This window comes from Microcoleus vaginatus HSN003 (assembly GCF_022701255.1).
Lineage (GTDB): Bacteria > Cyanobacteriota > Cyanobacteriia > Cyanobacteriales > Microcoleaceae > Microcoleus > Microcoleus vaginatus_B.
In genome coordinates this window covers 1,774,720-1,789,915 of sequence record NZ_CP031705.1, presented here as the reverse complement: position 1 = coordinate 1,789,915, position 15,196 = coordinate 1,774,720, and the positions used below count along the sequence as shown (strand labels likewise).

At 40.6% G+C, this 15,196-nt stretch carries 16 protein-coding genes and 6 pseudogenes; 10 read left to right on the top strand and 12 right to left on the bottom strand.

Annotated features, from left to right (window positions below):
* Nucleotides 1–67: 67 nt before the first annotated feature.
* A pseudogene (locus D0A37_RS29375) lies at nt 68–157 on the top strand (transposase family protein); the annotation flags it as partial.
* Nucleotides 158–396: 239 nt separating this feature from the next.
* Entirely contained in the window at nt 397–564 is a 168-nt protein-coding gene (locus tag D0A37_RS29370) for a helix-turn-helix domain-containing protein (protein WP_445242542.1), read from the top strand.
* A 52-nt stretch (nt 565–616) separates the two neighbouring features.
* Here D0A37_RS29370 and D0A37_RS07555 read toward each other — a convergent pair whose 3' ends face one another.
* The 3 genes and pseudogenes from D0A37_RS07555 to D0A37_RS07545 all read right to left on the bottom strand — a co-directional run bounded on the left by D0A37_RS07555 (nt 617) and on the right by D0A37_RS07545 (nt 2,886).
* Nucleotides 617–1,285, bottom strand: coding sequence for a hypothetical protein (locus tag D0A37_RS07555; protein ID WP_242722932.1), 669 nt, complete (start codon nt 1,283–1,285; stop codon nt 617–619).
* Nucleotides 1,286–1,346: 61 nt separating this feature from the next.
* Nucleotides 1,347–2,346 (bottom strand): annotated as a pseudogene (locus tag D0A37_RS07550) (IS630 family transposase).
* Between the two features lie 75 nt (nt 2,347–2,421).
* Entirely contained in the window at nt 2,422–2,886 is a 465-nt protein-coding gene (locus tag D0A37_RS07545) for a hypothetical protein (protein WP_242722929.1), read from the bottom strand.
* 464 nt (nt 2,887–3,350) lie between these two features.
* Between D0A37_RS07545 and D0A37_RS07540 the strand changes: the two genes are divergently transcribed.
* A complete protein-coding gene (locus D0A37_RS07540; protein WP_242722927.1) occupies nt 3,351–3,635 on the top strand; it encodes a transposase in 285 nt (94 codons plus the stop codon).
* A 21-nt stretch (nt 3,636–3,656) separates the two neighbouring features.
* Nucleotides 3,657–3,953 carry a transposase gene (locus D0A37_RS07535; RefSeq protein ID WP_242722925.1) on the top strand — a complete coding sequence of 99 codons (297 nt, stop codon included), beginning with the start codon at nt 3,657–3,659 and terminating at the stop codon, nt 3,951–3,953.
* Between the two features lie 34 nt (nt 3,954–3,987).
* Here D0A37_RS07535 and D0A37_RS07530 read toward each other — a convergent pair whose 3' ends face one another.
* Nucleotides 3,988–5,058 (bottom strand): IS630 family transposase, encoded by a 1,071-nt coding sequence (locus D0A37_RS07530; protein WP_242715580.1) that lies wholly within the window; start codon nt 5,056–5,058, stop codon nt 3,988–3,990.
* A 113-nt stretch (nt 5,059–5,171) separates the two neighbouring features.
* Between D0A37_RS07530 and D0A37_RS29365 the strand changes: the two genes are divergently transcribed.
* The 6 genes and pseudogenes from D0A37_RS29365 (at nt 5,172) to D0A37_RS29650 (ending at nt 8,881) form a co-directional block, all read left to right on the top strand.
* A complete protein-coding gene (locus tag D0A37_RS29365) occupies nt 5,172–5,351 on the top strand; it encodes a helix-turn-helix domain-containing protein (protein WP_445242499.1) in 180 nt (59 codons plus the stop codon).
* A gap of 17 nt (nt 5,352–5,368) precedes the next feature.
* Nucleotides 5,369–5,644 (top strand): transposase, encoded by a 276-nt coding sequence (locus tag D0A37_RS07525; RefSeq protein ID WP_242722923.1) that lies wholly within the window; start codon nt 5,369–5,371, stop codon nt 5,642–5,644.
* Between the two features lie 120 nt (nt 5,645–5,764).
* A pseudogene (locus D0A37_RS07520) lies at nt 5,765–6,573 on the top strand (transposase); the annotation flags it as partial.
* 224 nt (nt 6,574–6,797) lie between these two features.
* On the top strand, nt 6,798–8,105 hold the full coding sequence (locus tag D0A37_RS07515) for an NF041680 family putative transposase (protein ID WP_242716831.1): 1,308 nt from the start codon (nt 6,798–6,800) through the stop codon (nt 8,103–8,105).
* Between the two features lie 279 nt (nt 8,106–8,384).
* On the top strand, nt 8,385–8,732 hold the full coding sequence (locus D0A37_RS29655; RefSeq protein ID WP_508632746.1) for a transposase: 348 nt from the start codon (nt 8,385–8,387) through the stop codon (nt 8,730–8,732).
* On the top strand, nt 8,681–8,881 hold the full coding sequence (locus D0A37_RS29650; RefSeq protein ID WP_508632741.1) for a hypothetical protein: 201 nt from the start codon (nt 8,681–8,683) through the stop codon (nt 8,879–8,881). The genes D0A37_RS29655 and D0A37_RS29650 overlap by 52 nt, the downstream gene beginning before the upstream one ends.
* A gap of 171 nt (nt 8,882–9,052) precedes the next feature.
* Here D0A37_RS29650 and D0A37_RS07505 read toward each other — a convergent pair.
* From D0A37_RS07505 to D0A37_RS07475, 8 genes and pseudogenes are all read right to left on the bottom strand, one after another.
* Nucleotides 9,053–9,277: pseudogene (locus tag D0A37_RS07505) on the bottom strand (IS630 family transposase); the annotation flags it as partial.
* A 463-nt stretch (nt 9,278–9,740) separates the two neighbouring features.
* Complete coding sequence (locus D0A37_RS07500; RefSeq protein ID WP_242717340.1) at nt 9,741–11,234, bottom strand: IS5 family transposase; 1,494 nt, start codon at nt 11,232–11,234, stop codon at nt 9,741–9,743.
* A gap of 43 nt (nt 11,235–11,277) precedes the next feature.
* Nucleotides 11,278–11,718 (bottom strand): transposase family protein, encoded by a 441-nt coding sequence (locus D0A37_RS07495; RefSeq protein WP_242722921.1) that lies wholly within the window; start codon nt 11,716–11,718, stop codon nt 11,278–11,280.
* A pseudogene (locus D0A37_RS07490) lies at nt 11,699–12,547 on the bottom strand (IS630 transposase-related protein). The gene D0A37_RS07495 and the pseudogene D0A37_RS07490 overlap by 20 nt, the downstream one beginning before the upstream one ends.
* A gap of 71 nt (nt 12,548–12,618) precedes the next feature.
* Nucleotides 12,619–12,975, bottom strand: a complete 357-nt coding sequence (locus D0A37_RS07485) for a helix-turn-helix domain-containing protein (RefSeq protein WP_242722920.1) — start codon at nt 12,973–12,975, stop codon at nt 12,619–12,621.
* A gap of 195 nt (nt 12,976–13,170) precedes the next feature.
* Nucleotides 13,171–13,290 carry an IS1 family transposase gene (locus D0A37_RS29360; protein ID WP_445242498.1) on the bottom strand — a complete coding sequence of 40 codons (120 nt, stop codon included), beginning with the start codon at nt 13,288–13,290 and terminating at the stop codon, nt 13,171–13,173.
* Nucleotides 13,283–13,579: an IS1/IS1595 family N-terminal zinc-binding domain-containing protein gene (locus tag D0A37_RS07480; RefSeq protein WP_242722917.1), complete on the bottom strand. Its 297-nt coding sequence runs from the start codon at nt 13,577–13,579 to the stop codon at nt 13,283–13,285. The genes D0A37_RS29360 and D0A37_RS07480 overlap by 8 nt, the downstream gene beginning before the upstream one ends.
* Before the next feature lie 322 nt (nt 13,580–13,901).
* Nucleotides 13,902–14,255: pseudogene (locus D0A37_RS07475) on the bottom strand (transposase); the annotation flags it as partial.
* Nucleotides 14,256–15,196: the final 941 nt, after the last annotated feature.

The window sequence follows — 15,196 nt, the reverse complement described above, 5'->3', positions numbered from 1 at the left end:
TTTCTCTGTTTGACCCTCACGAGTGAGTGTCAGTAACATGATACCTCATCTTTCTGAGAAAGGCTATATATTAACTAGAGATTTGTCAGTTTTTGGTCGTTCTGTGTATTTAAAAGTGCCACGTCGGCAGTTCTACTGCCCTAAATGTCAACGTTATAAGTAGTTAGACAGAATTAATTACACAAATACATACTATAATAATATTCCAGGCCAAATTATGAGTTAATTACAGTTTCATATGATGTTTATCAGGGAAATAAATCCTCTTTCGTCTAAATTGCTCGACTCGAATTCATCGCCAAAGCCGACATCATCAGGTACGTCAAAGATCACATTGCCTCATATTAGCTTCGCAAGGAGTAAAAAAAGTAGAGTTAATGAATATTTTCAGAATAAATAAGTTATAAGACACTCTATAACTGGTTCAATCGCTGGGAATCTGAAGGAATGATAGGACTTTATAATAAACCAGGAAGAGGTGCTAAATCACTATTTAACTCTTCGCAAAAAGCCCAAATTAAAGAGTGGGCTAAACAATTGGAGTTTAGACTAAGCACAAATTGACTCAGGGTTAGCTGAGTAGAAATTGTGGTGAATTTAGAGAGATATTCCCAGGTTAACTAATGGATTTTGGTGATTTTTGGAACCGACCTTTACCCTTTTTGACCACAGGATAGCGACATCTTTTAGTGCGAGCTTTTCCTGGTTGCCATCCATCTGAATTTCCTCGGCGTTTGGGAGCAACAGTGGGAGTCCCAATCCCGATCAAAAGTGGAAGCATTGATTGTGCAACCCTTCCAGGGGTCAATTCAGAGAGAGACTTTTGCCAGGGTAGACGAGTTTCTTTCACTAAATCTTTAGCTAACCATAGTTGCCAGGTCACTAATGGCATCAAATCGCTCCATCGTTGACATTGTTCGGGAGTGCTCAGCTTCGGCACAGTCCAATGCAAGGTTTGTTTGGCTAAGCGATACCAGTGTTCGAGGGCAAAACGACGTAGATATAGTTGCCAAATTTCTGCCAGAGATGGCATTTGGATGCCGACCCAAACTAACCACAAAGGTTGAGTTTTTAATTGACCCGTTACAGCTTCTAAGCGTTCTACTAAAATCAGAGTCATCGGATGTTTGGGACTGCCTCGAAAATGCAAGTTATCCCATTTTCTCAATCTGATTCGTCCGAGTTTCGGTTCAAGAGATAAAGAGTGTTTGTTCTGGTTCCCACCAGCTTTGAGCGTCGTTAAGCTTAAACTGCTTTCCATGAGTTCTGGGTCTTCCTCTACCACTATAAGATAGAGGTGCTGACCACAAGCAACGATTAGAACGAATACGCATTAGTTTAAGTAGCTAGACAAAATTAATTACATAGTTTTCTCCAAATTCTTTCAGGATTTTTTCCACAGATGTAACAAAAGTTCCCCAACTCTTGTAAGCAGATATCTCAATCCATTCATACTTAATAAACCGCCATTTAATTTCAATTAAATTTAATTCAGGAGAGTAAGAAGGCAACTCAAAAAGAGTAATATTACGTTGTTTCCACTCTTCAAGTTTGTCAAGAATAGCATCACTGGTATGAATAGAAGCTTGATCTGTGACAATTACCGTTGGCTTATGTACTGCGGGAAAAAAAGCATTAATACAGGCAATAACTACATCTGAATTAATACTTTGAGATGAAATATAAGTTTCAAGATGGTTATTTCGATTCATGATTCCTAGTACATTCATTCGCTGACTACGACGACTAGGAATTGTTAAATATTCTCCGATATCCTGCCAGCCATAGGGGACACAAGGAATCATACAAAATCCCGTTTCATCCAAGTAATATAAATCAATCTTACCCTCATCATCCAATTGTTTTAATTCTTCTAATTGCGCCTTTTTATCTTGATATTCTTGGGCTGGAGGCTTTTGAGCAACTCCTTTACGCATACGATGTCAACTCATCTTCAGCATTTTTAGTATTCTTTGAATTGTTTTTATACTCGGACTTATCCCCCAGGCTTCTTGAACTTTTTGGCTAACCTTTTTTAATTGCCTTGGTTCTTGTTTGGCCCAGTCTTTGATTTGGGCTTTCTGCGAAGAGTTAAAGAGTGCCTTAGCACCTCTTCCTGGTTTATTATAAAGTCCTATTATTCCCTCTAATTCCCACCGATTGAACCAGTTGTAGAGTGTCTTATAACTTATTCTAAAAATATTCATTAACTCTCCTTTTTTTACTCCTTGCGAAGCTAATATGAGGCAATGTGCTCTCTGACGTACCTGATGATGTCGGCTTTGGCGATGAATTCGAGTCGAGCAATTTAGACGAAAGAGGATTTATTTCCCTGATAAACAGCATATGAAATTCTAATTAACTCATAATTTTGCCGGGAATATCATTTTACTATGTATTTGTGTAATTAATTCTGTCTAACTACTTATCAGCGGCAATCGCAGCGGTTGCTTTTATCAAAGGAGCACACCCATACTCGCTATCAAATAGGGCTATGGGTCGATTCTGAAGATATTCACACACTTGTGCCAATTGTTCAGCGCCTTTAGCCATCGGATTTTCCCAACTGGTAATACGTTCGTGTCTTAAGGGTAATGCCCAACTGCCGATGGTCGAAGGTATCCACGCGATCGTACTATACCCCTGACCGATACCAACAGGTATGCCGTGAGGCAAGGCTGTCGGTTGATGTTCATAAGTACGCTCTTTGAGAGTAGGTGCATGAGGCCTCAACCATGCCGTATGATCGATCGCTAATACTGGACGTTCTACTTGTGACATCTGTTGGATGTACAGTTGCATCAATTTTTCTTGATCGGGTCTACAATCTTGTAGTGCTTCATAGGCGCTCGACCACTCACGCCGAAACAAGGGATTGAGAGCCAAATCTCCTCGCGCATGAGACGTGGCGCGTCGTCATTACCGCGTCTGCTAGTTCAAAGGTGGCATCTTTTGCCTTGCCAAGGCATTCATAAGCTTGTTGACGAAATTCGTATAATTGTTCAAACAGAGATTGCAGGTAGATTTGAGATTTTTTGCTGAATTCTCAATTTTCTACCCTTACGCTGTCTGTTGAAACTATCGCAGACAGTTTTTTTCTCTTGTTGCAAGTCTCCGAGAACGTCAACGGTCGCTGGCATCTATCTTAGGGTTGAGTCTGATAGCTTGTCGCCAGCGACCAGGGCCGTTTTTGAGAACTGTTCGCTAGTCTCACAGCGATCGCGCTTTTTGACCTGCTTAGTCTAAACTCCAATAAACAAGAACCAAGGCAATTAAAAAATGTTAGCCAAAAGGTTCAAGAAGCCTGGGGCATAAGTCCGAGTATAAAAACACTTCAAAGAATACTAAAAATGCTGAAGATGAGTTGGCATCGTATGCGTAAAGGAGTTGCCGGAAAGCCTCCAGCCCAGCAATATCAAGATAAAAAGGCGCAATTAGAAGAATTAAAGCAATTGGATGCTCAGGGTAAAATTAATTTATATTACTTGGATGAAACGGGATTTTGTTTGATTCCTTGTGTCCCCTATGGCTGGCAAAATATCGGAGAATATTTAACAATTCCTAGTCGTCGTAGTCAGCGAATGAATGTATTAGGAATTATGAATCGAAATAACCATCTTGAAAGTTATATTTAATCTCAAAGTATTAATTCAGATGTGGTTATTGCCTGTATTGATGCTTTTTTCGCCGCAGTACATAAGCCAACAGTGATTGTCACAGATCAAGCTTCTATTCATACCAGTGATGCTATTGTTGACAAACTTGAAGAGTGGAAACAACGTAATATTACTCTTTTTGAGTTACCTTCTTACTCTCCTGAATTAAATTTAATTGAAATCCTATGGCGGTTTATCAAGTATGAATGGATTGAGATATCTGCTTACAAAAGTTGGGAAACTTTCGTTGGATCTGTCGAAAAAATTCTGAAAGAATTTGGAGAAAACTATGTATAGCAATCCTAAATGATTTTCTATATCTAGAGCAATCCTAAATGATTTTCTGTGTGTAAGTATATTGACGTATTTTGGGGAAATCAAATTTATGTTCGTTAGTAAAAAACTCAAACAGAAACTTGACAATCTTAAAAGACCTACATAAATACCAATACTTTCTTAAAAAGTTTTTAGCTTGTAACCAAATATCTTCAACGGGGTTCTGTTGGGGAGCATTGGGAGCAAATAAAATACAAGTAATTGACCAATTAGCAGGTTCTTTGGCAGCATTGAGTTCTAATAAAAAGTCTCTAAATTCTCCATATTTATGATAACTAGCTCCATCCCAAATCAAGATAATCTTGCGATTTTTATATTTATCTTGTAAGTATTTTATGAATTTAACTGTTGATTTTCCATCACCAGATGGATGGCTCTGAACATGGAATTCTTTGCTTTGATAATTGAGTGCGCCAAAATAAGTTTGTCTATCTTTTTCATTGGTAATTGGGACTTCAATTCGGATTTGGGATTGACCCCAAACATAACCAGTCAGATCACCATGAAGTAGATGACATTCATCTAAAAACAATACTATTATTTCCCCAGACTCTATACCAGCCTTGTTTTTAAATAAAATATCGTTAATTTCTTCCGTCTTTTTTTTTACCAGTTCTTTATCAAATTTAGGATTAATTTTTTGAGTTTTTTTCCAACTAATTTTCGCCCGGTCAAAAAGTTCATAGTAACTCTGTTTTGATTTATATATCACACCAAATTCTTGTTCTAAATAAGTAACTAGCTCATCTAAATTCCCATATTCTTTATTTCTTAACCACTCGATTACTTCAGTATTTTGTAGAGCTGTTAAATACCCTTTTGACCCTTTATGTCCTAGTTTGATTCCGGCGATGCCTTTGGTTTTAAATTGTTTTTTCCAATAACCAATAAAAAAATTACTTACACCTAAAATTTTGCTGATCTCATGGTAGATATTACCTGAGAGCGCCATCCTTACAGCTATTGCTCGTTTTAGTTCTCTGGCATCTATATCGCTTTTAATGAAAGATTCTAAACAATCTATTTCTTTTTGCCTATCTTTTTGTTGCAGTTGTAAGTTATTCATTTTTTTATGGTCACGATCGAGTATTGCATATAATTGTATCACAATCATGATAATGATTTAGGATTGCTATAATTAATTTTGTCTAGCTACTTAGTACAGAAGAATTATAATTTTTGGATAAAAAAAGACGGCATACTCAACGATACGAACAAAATATTTATGCACGTGTTCAACAGTCGAGCATGGAACAAATTGGACGAGAAGAAGGATTGAGTTATGACAAAATTAAAAGTATTTTTACTCATGTCTATTCCTCTCAAAAAAAAACTGTTGGGAGTCAACCAAGAGAGTGAGTATAGATGAGATAAGTATGCGCCAAGGAAAAGAAAGTTTAGTAACTGTTCTTAGTGACATTGAGGGGGGTAATTTGATTGAAATGATTGACTCTCACCGTCAACAAGATATAATTGAAGTCCTGATAAAACAACCGTTTGAGGTTCGAGAACAAGTTGAGGAAGTGAGTATTGATATGTGGGGAGGATTTCCAAAAGTCATAAAACAAGTATTCCCAAATGCCAAAATTGTCATCGACCGTTTTCATATCATGTCCGGTCGATTGACCGCGATACTGTCGACAGTTAATTAGGGCTTGCTGAATAAGCGATCGCGCTTGATGTAGCCTGGGTTATTCGAGCGCGCGATCGAGAGTAAAGTGCAAGATAAACAGGTAAAATAAGTCAAAACCCGTGCATCACCACCTACGATCGTGTACCGAAAAGTTGAGCTGGCTCCTAACCCCCCATCCGAGTTTGAACTGCCCTTCGGAGGAAAATTGTCAGCAGACAACCGTTGGGTAAAAATGGCCCAACTAATCCCGTGGTCAGAGTTTGAAGCAGAATATGCCCAAAACTTCCCCACCTCCAAGGGCGCACCAGCTAAATCCTTTCGGATGGCGTTGGGGGCATTAATTATTAAAGAAAAACTGGGAATTAGCGATCGTCCAAGAGTCGAACAGATCCGCGAAAACCCCTATCTACAATACTTCATCGGTCAATCAAGCTACAGCAATGAACTCGCATTTGACCCATCTCTATTAGTACACTTTCGGCAACGAATCAGTCCGAACCTGATTAATAAAGTCAACGAGCGCATGGTCGAAAAAATGCGCTCCATCACCCCAATCAAACAAAAAAAAAAAAGGATTCGGACGCCACAAATGAGTCACCCAATCGCGGTAAACTAATCATAGATGCAACCTGCGCCCCAGCCGACATTAGTTATCCGACCGACTTAGGATTATTAAACGGAGCCAGAGTTCATACAGAAAAAATCATAGACATCCTGTATAAACAAATCAAAGAAAAAACCCATAAAAAACCAAGAACCTACCGTAATTTAGCAAGAAAAGACTACTTAGCAGTAGCGAAACAAAGACGACCCACCCGCAACAAAAAAAGACAGGCAATTAAAAAACAACTTCAATACATTAAAATAAACCTAGCTCATATTGAACAGTTAATCGATTCAGGGGCGAGCCTAGAAGGTCTGAATAAAAAGCAATATAATACCTTGCTGGAGTTTAGACTAAGCACCTCTTAAAGCACGGTTAGATTTCAACTTAAGAACGGCAATGGTCGCTGGTGAAGAGCTATGAGGCTCAACCACTAGCATAGATGCCGACGACCGTTGACGTTCTCTTCGGCTGACAACCTCAAAAAAAAACTGTCTGCGATAGTTTCAACAGACAGCGTAAGGGTAGAAGATTGAGAATTCAGCTAAAAATCTCAAATCTACCTGCCATGAAGTTTGAACAATTACGGGAATTTCGTCAACAAGCTTATGAATGTCTCGGCAATGCCAAAGACGCCACCTTTGAACTAGCAGACGCGATAATGACGACTCGCCACGTCTCATGTTTAGGAGATTTAGCCCTCAATCCCTTATTTCGGCGTGAGTGGTCAAGCGTCTACGAAGCGCTGCAAGATTGTAGACCAGACCGAGACCAATTGATGCAACTATATATCCAACAGATGTCACAAGTGGAACGTCCAGTATTAGCGATCGATCATACAGCATGGTTGAGACCCCATGCACCTACTCTCAAAGAACGGACCTATGAACATCAACCCACAGCCTTACCTCACGGCATACCTGTTGGTATCGGTCAAGGATATAGTACGATCGCACTGATACCAACGATTAGCGGGAGTTGGGCGCTGCCATTAAGACACGAACGTATTACCAGTTGGGACAACCCAATCGGTAAAGGCGCTGAACAATTGGCACAAGTCTGTGAATATCTTCAGAATAGACCCATCGCCCTATTTGATAGTGAGTATGGGTGCGCCCCTCTGGTTAAAGCTACTGCTGCGATCGCCGCTGATAAACTAATGCGTATTCGCTCCAATCGTTGCTTATGGTCAACACCCCCAGCCTATAGTGGTAGAGGACGGCCAAAAATTCATGGAAACCAGTTTAAGCTTAACGACTCCTCAAGCTGGTGGGAACCAGAACAAACCCTGGAATCCCTTGAGCCGAAACTCGGACGAATCAGGTTGAGAACATGGGATAACTTACATTTCCGAGGTAGTCCCAAACATCCGATGACTCTGATTTTAGTAGAACGCTTAGACACTGTAACGGGTCAATTAAAAACTCAACCTTTGTGGTTAGTTTGGGTTGGTGTTCAAATGCCACCTCTTACAGAAATTTGGCAACTATATCTACGTCGTTTTGCCATCGAACACTGGTATCGCTTAGCGAAACAAACATTGCATTGGACAATTCCGAAGCTAAGCACTCCAGAACAATGTGAACGATGGAGTGATTTGATGCCATTGCTAACTTGGCAATTATGGTTAGCTCAAGATTTAGTCAGGGAAATTCGTCTACCCTGGCAAAAGCCTCTCCCTGAATTGACACCTGGAAGGGTTGCACAATCAATGCTTCCACTTTTAATTAGGATTGGGAGTCCGGCTGTTGCTCCCAAATCCCGAGGAAAATCGGCTGGATGGTCATCCGGTAAACTGCGCGCTCAAAGATGTCGCTATCCCGTGGTCAAAAAGGGTAAAGGTCGGTTCCAAAACTCTCCCAAATTCGTAATTTAACCTTAGAAAACTCTTTCTAAATTCACTAGAATTTCACTCAGCGTTAGCTGAGTCAATTTGTGCTTAGTCTAAACTCCAATACCTTGCTAGTCCTCACAGAAGTCGCTCGCCAACAACAGTGGTTATTTGACAACGATAAACAGAGTATTGAGGATAGAATAGTAAGTTTAAGCCAACCCCATATTCGTCCCATAGTCGCGAGGAAAAGCAGGGAAAAGCGTAGAGTTTGGAGCCAAAATATCAGCCAGTTGTTTCGAGGGATATGTATTTTTAGACCGGATGAGCTGGGATAGTTTTAACGAATCAGGGGACTTAAAAGCACAAGTAGAAGCATATCATACGTTCACGGGATACTATCCAGAATCAGTTCATGCCGATCGCATTTACCGTACCAGGGAAAACCGAGCATGGTGCAAAGAAAAAGGAATTAGAATCAGTGGGCGACCCCTAGGAAGACCCCCAGCAAATGTGAGTAAAGAAAAAAAGAAGCAAGCCTTAGAAGACGAGAGGATTAGAAATGCAATTGAGGGAAAGTTTGGGGCTTGCGTAAACGCAGATTTAGTCTCGATCGCATCATGGCAAAACTTGATAATACTTCACAGACAGCTATTGCTATCACTTTTTTAGTCATGAACCTTTCTACCTGGTGGCGCCGGGTTTTTTGTGTGTTTTTATGCCGCTCGTGGAAAACAATGCCCATTTTTGGCTCTAATATAATCTGCGCTTATAACTTGCTCAGATTGAGGCAGGAAAAACTCATCTTTAACTCGGCTTGAATATATCGATCGCTCCTGTTCTTAGTTTGCGATCGATTATTCAGCAAGCCCTAATTAACATTAATGCTCGACAAATCAGAGAGCTAATTGTCACCCTCCTGCTCCTGCCTTGACTCCCTAGCGATCAACCGATAGTCGTGGGTCAAAACAATCGAGTAGGCGATCGCGCTCTTACATTAATGAAGCTTTTGGTTCCGGCCACCAATGGAAATGAGTCAAACCGCAAATTAATTGTTTGAGATCTAAGAGTTTTTGACACCGTTGGTATAAAACAGCTTCTAGCTCATCTAAACTACTAAAATAGCGATTGGCTATTGGTTCATTGGTCAAGGGCCACAATCGTTCGGCAGGTTGCAGTTCGGGTGAATGTGAAGGCAGACAGTACAGATGTATCCCTTAGACCTCTCCCATAATTCCAATCCCTTTCCCCGCTTGGTTTCTGGCGGACGGTTCCCGCAGGAACCGTCCGTCAGAAACCAACGCTTCCATAAGGGTTTCAACGGTCGATCGATAAAAACTGCCCAATTTTATGACCTAAATTTTACTGTTTTTTTTTCAGTTTGTAGGGACTTTTATTGACACATAACGAGCGCACCTATTCGCCATCTTACTAATCCACATACCACCAAAATTACTCTCTCGTAATTTTTCGTTTTTAAGCGAAATCTTTCTGATGCTACTCTCCATATTTTTAATAATCTAATTAGATGCTAGACAAATATTCTTTTTTGAGCCTTTGACTTATTCGCTCTCTTTTGAGCTGGAGTCAGAACTCCCTGACGCGGTTTTTTATGAGGAGTATTAATTAGGGTTTGCTGAATAATCGATCGCAAACTAAGAACAGGAGCGATCGATATATTCAAGCAGAGTTAAATATAAGTTTTTTCTGTATCGAGTCCCCCCATCTATAATTGGGGATTATCTTCAACCCAAAAACAGGTGTTCTTTTTCCAAATAGACATAAAAACACACAAAAAAGCCGACGCCACCAGGTAGCAAGGTTCATTACCAAAAAACTAATTGCAATAACTGTACCAGATGTATTATCAAGTTTTGCCATCACTCGATTGAGACCGAATCTTCGTTTCCCTTGCCCAAACTTGCCCTCAATTGCATTTCTAATTCTCTCATCTTCCAACGCTTGCTTCTTTTTTGATTTACTCACATTTGCTGGGGGTCTTCCTAGAGGGGGCCCACTGAGCCTAATTCCTCTTTCTTTGCACCACGCTCGGTTTGATATTGTACGATAAATGCGATCTGCATGAACTGACTCTGGATAATATCCTGTAAATCTATAATAAGCTTCTACTTGTGCTTTTAAGTCCCCTGATTCGTTAAAGTTATCCCAGCTCATCCGGTCTAAAAATACATATCCTTCAAAACAACTGGCTGACAGTTTGGCTCCAAACTCTACGCTTTTCCCGGCTTTTCCTCTGACTATAGGACGAATATGGGGTTGACTTAAACTTACTATTCTATCCTCAATACTCTGTTTATCGTTGTCAAATAACCACTGTTGTTGGCGAGCGACTTCTGTGAGGACTAGCAAAGTTTTATATTGCTTTTTATTCAGACCTTCTATGGTCGCACCTAAATCGATTAGCTGCTCAATATGAGCTAGGTTTCTTTTGATGTACTGAAGTTGTTTTTTAATTGCCTGTCTTCTTTTGTTTCGGGTGGGTCGTCTTTGTTTGGCTACTGCTAAGTAATCTTTTCGGGCGAGATTACGGTAGGTTCTTGGTTTTTTATGGGTTTTTTCTTTGATTTGTTTATAGAGAATGTCTAGGATTTTTTCTGTATGAACTCTGGCTCCGTTTAATAGTCCTAAGTCGGTCGGATAACTAATATCGGCTGGGGCACAGGTTGCATCTACGATCAACTTACCGCGATTGGGTGACTCATTTTTGCCGTCCGAAGCCTTTTTTTTTTCTGGTTTGATTGGGGTGAGAGAGCGCATTTTTTCGACCATGCGTTCGTTGACTTTATTGATGAGGTTCGGACTGATTCGTTGCCGAAAGTGTACTAATAGAGATGGGTCAAATGCGAGTTCATTACTGTAGCTTGATTGACCGATAAAGTATTGCAGATAGGGGTTTTCGCGAATCTGTTCTACCGTTTCGCGAGCGCTAATTCCCAGTTTTTCTTTGATGATTAATGCTCCCAATGCCATCCGAAATGATTTGGCTGGTGCGCCCTTTTCTGTGGGGAAGTTTTGGGCATATTCTGCTTCAAACTCTGACCAGGGAATTAGTTCGGCCATTTTTACCCAACGGTTGTCTGATGACAACCTTCCTCCAAAGGGCAGTTCAAACTCGGATGGGGGACTTGAGGCAAGCTCAGCTTTTCTGTACACGCTCGCACTGGGTGATGCAAGGCTTTTGTACTATTTTACCTGTTTATCTTGCACACTTTCCTTGATCGGACGATCGCATAACCAAGCCGTGTAACCTTTCTGCACTTATCCAGCAAGCCCTAATTAATGGTTCTCCTACATAAGCTTTATCTCCTTGAAACTTTTGTGATGTTTCTAATGACGCTCTCTGCTTTCTCCAAATGTTTATGTCGGCTGTTGCTCCGGTTTCTCCTACTACTACGTCAACAATCTCTTTACCGGATGGCATGACTATTACCTGGTTCTTTTTAGTATGCCTCTTTTGTTTTCCAGAGTAATTTTTTTTCTGCTCTTCATTGTCCGTAGGTCTTTGTATGGGCTGCTCGTAGCTATCTACTATCAACTCAACATCTTTCAAAATTTCCAGAACCCATGCCCGATCGTCATCATTTTTTTTTATAGTCATTTCAAATAAAAAAGAGACACTATTGATCGCAGTAGGCACAGATGAGTTCATCTAAAGATGTGCCAGGAGGAGCATACATTCTGGCTCGCTTTAAGGCACTAAAATCGTGTTCAATATCGTTCAGGTAGGCGAGAATATTTTGGGAGAAAAAGAACTTGATGCTCCGTTTCCTCTACCAGTTCTCGAATGGCTGTTTTTCGATGAATCGGTGCATTATCCATGATTAAGATAGATGGCTGGGTCAGAGAGGGTAATAAATATAAAGATAACCACCCTTCAAAACCTTCTGCATTGAGGCTGCCCGTAAAAACCATTGGGGCAATTAAGTCCTTTTTTCCTTTCCTTCTTCCGGCTACTAGATTTTCTCTTTTCCCCCGTTTTCCTGACTTTTCACCCCAGATTTTTTTGCCTTTTTTTGACCAGCCTAATGCACAATCTTGAAACTCTTCAAATCCTGACTCATCAATAAAAACCAGACTTTGACATCCCGATACTTTAATTAATTCTCGGAGATATCTGTAGTATTTCATTCTTTCTTCTCGGTTTCTTTCCTGATAACGAAGTTGTTTTTTTGTCGAGTAATTTTCATTTCTTTAAGAGCATAAGATATGGCACTTGGTCTGACCCCAAACTTCTTGGCTCTGTCGATTAATCTGGCATCTGGGTTCTCTTTTACATCGTTTTCTAAGGCTTTCCAATCTAGCTTTCTCTTACGTCTTTTTACCTTGGTGGCTCTAAGGTCTGTCCGACCCAGCCACCGATATATCGTTGCCACAACTACCTGAAAAAGTCCGGTTGCTTGAGCGATACGACCGCCATTTTCTACATAATCCACTACTCTTTTTCTCAAATCAATACTGTAAGACATTTTCCTAGCGGGTTCACTATTTTTATTAATTTTACCTCATTTTTAAATAGTCTCATACTTATTTGAAATGACTATACTTGTTCTAACACCGAAGCCGGCAATAAATCTCTTAAAATCTTTACCCAGCGGTGAAAAATATAATTAGCGGTTGATTCACCAATGCCAAATTGTACCCCAAGCATTTGAAAAGTAGGTAAGTTATGCAGGTACACTAATGTCAAAATAATTTGGTCTGCTATCGTTAGTTTAGGGGGGATCCCGCTGCCCGGTTTAATGAGCCGAGTTTTCGGACTTTCTTGAGATGTTTTTTGACGAGCGTACAAATTTTCTGCATGGGTAATTAGTTGTATTAATTGGTCGTAGTCTATACCCAACATTCTTTGAGTCTCGGATGGATGCTTTTCAATATATTCTCGGAGTTGGCTCATGTTTTTGGGGGTATAATTCCATTATAATTTAAGAGCGCTCTATCAACCATTTCTTTTTGGGAGATGTCTACTATCTTTGTCTACACTATGATGACGTTTACTGGGCAATACAGAATCATAGGCACTCCAATGATCAGTATAAATTACTGCACATTGACGGTAAACTGGTGGGAGGGAATTCCATAAAGCAAGAGCTCATACTGTACTACGATCCCCAATATGTACACCAACAATTTCCCTAGTCTCGGTATCCAATGCAAGCCATAGCCACTGCTGATTTCCTTTATTATCCACAAACGACAATAACTCATCCATCTGAACATTCAGGCGCTTTTTTGGCGAAAGCACTTACCTCCACTTGCTTCTTTTCAACGACAGCTCTGGCATTTACGTAGCGCTGCACAGTATCTTCTGATACTTGCAACACCCGAGCAATCCCAGGCTGAGAAATACGTTCAAGTAGCATCCGTGACATTAACTCCTGTTGTTCCTTGGTAATAGCTTTCCATGTCGGATTTAGAACAAATTGACGACCACATTCTCGACATTTGTAGTTTTGCTTACGATGCCGAGTCTGACCGTTACGACTGACTTCTTCGCTCACCACAACGCGGGCAATAATGAATTTCTACTGTCATATCACTAATGGCAAACAATTCTCTCTAATAGTAGCTTAAATTTACTCCTTCCTTTCCTGAGCGGGCACTACCTGGCTTTTTTCCTAAAAACTCAGAATTCATACCAACTTAGTCAGGATTGGTAAAGTTCAAGGTCTTTACAACTGATTTAGGATTGCTATATGATTAGTTTACCGCGATTGGATGACTCATTTTTGGCGTCCGAATCCTTTTTTTTTCGGGTTTGATTGGGGTGGTGGATCGCATTTTTTCGACCAGGCGTTCGTTGACTTTATTAATTACATTCTAACTAATCCGTTGGCGAAAGTTTACTAATAGTGATGGGTCAAATGCGAGTTCATTGCTGTAGCTTGATTGACCGATAAAGTATTGTAGATACGGGTTTTCCCTGATCTGTCCTACCGTTTCACGATCGCTAATTCCTAGTTTTTCTTTAATAATTAATGCCCCCAACGCCATCCGAAAGGATTTAGCTGGTGCGCCCTTGGAGGTGGGGAAGTTTTGGGCATATTCTGCTTCAAACTCTGACCACGGGATGAGTTGGACCATTTTTACCCAACGGTTGTCTGCTGACAATTTTCCTCCGAAGGGCAGTTCAAACTCGGATGGGGGGTTGGGAGCCAGCTCAACTTTTCGGTACACGATCGTAGGTGGTGATGCACGGGTTTTGACTTAGTTTACCTGTTTATCTTGCACTTTACTCTCGATCGCGCCCTCGAATAACCCAGGCCACGTCAAGCGCGATCGCTTATTCAGCAAGCCCTACGTAAGTGTGGTTTGGGCTGGCTCCCAGTTTAACTTACAGAATCGTGATTTTGGCTACCTTTAATGGCAATCTTTACCTAATCTTTATAAAGTTACCGTAATTATACGGGAGATTTATGAAGATTATGTGAAGCTGGGAGACAAATGTTGAGTCCGGTATCCGTAGATCTACAGAGAAATTGACATTCAGGCTTCAAAAACCATCAATTTTTGACGATGGCTTGTGAAGTCCAGAGCCAGAGCATTGTAAAGAAATATTGATGGCTGTTAATTTGTAGCAGCAATTCCAGCAATGAATTCACCATCTAATCTCGGTATGTAACGAATTAAAGTAAAGTGGAAAACTCTGCTGTTGATAACGACCTTCCATTTGGGGGTGACTTCTGTGAGGAGCCAAACCCATCAATATCGATACCCATCACTACCCGTCTAAACCCCGATTAAAAATATCGGTTTCTCTGCTTAACGAATTTTGTGCGATCGCAGTCAGTGTATTTTTTCTCCAAAAGCATGGAATAGTGTAGAATCCAACAACCACCTACTGCAAATGTCAGCGTCTAATCCGCCAACATCTTCTGTGCGGCTGTCCCTAGAACAAGTTCTCAAACATTTTTTGGCTATGACTCTTTGAGCCCGGGGCAGCAGGAAATTGTCGAAGCTGCTTTACAAAAACGGGATATGATTGTCATGCTGACGGGCAGTGGCAATTCTTTGTATTTTCAATAGTAGAGACTATTGATGGGAGGAAGGCTACTCTTCGGCACATCTTAGCCGTATCATCTGTTGTTTAGTTCACCCTACTTCATGCCGTTTCACCT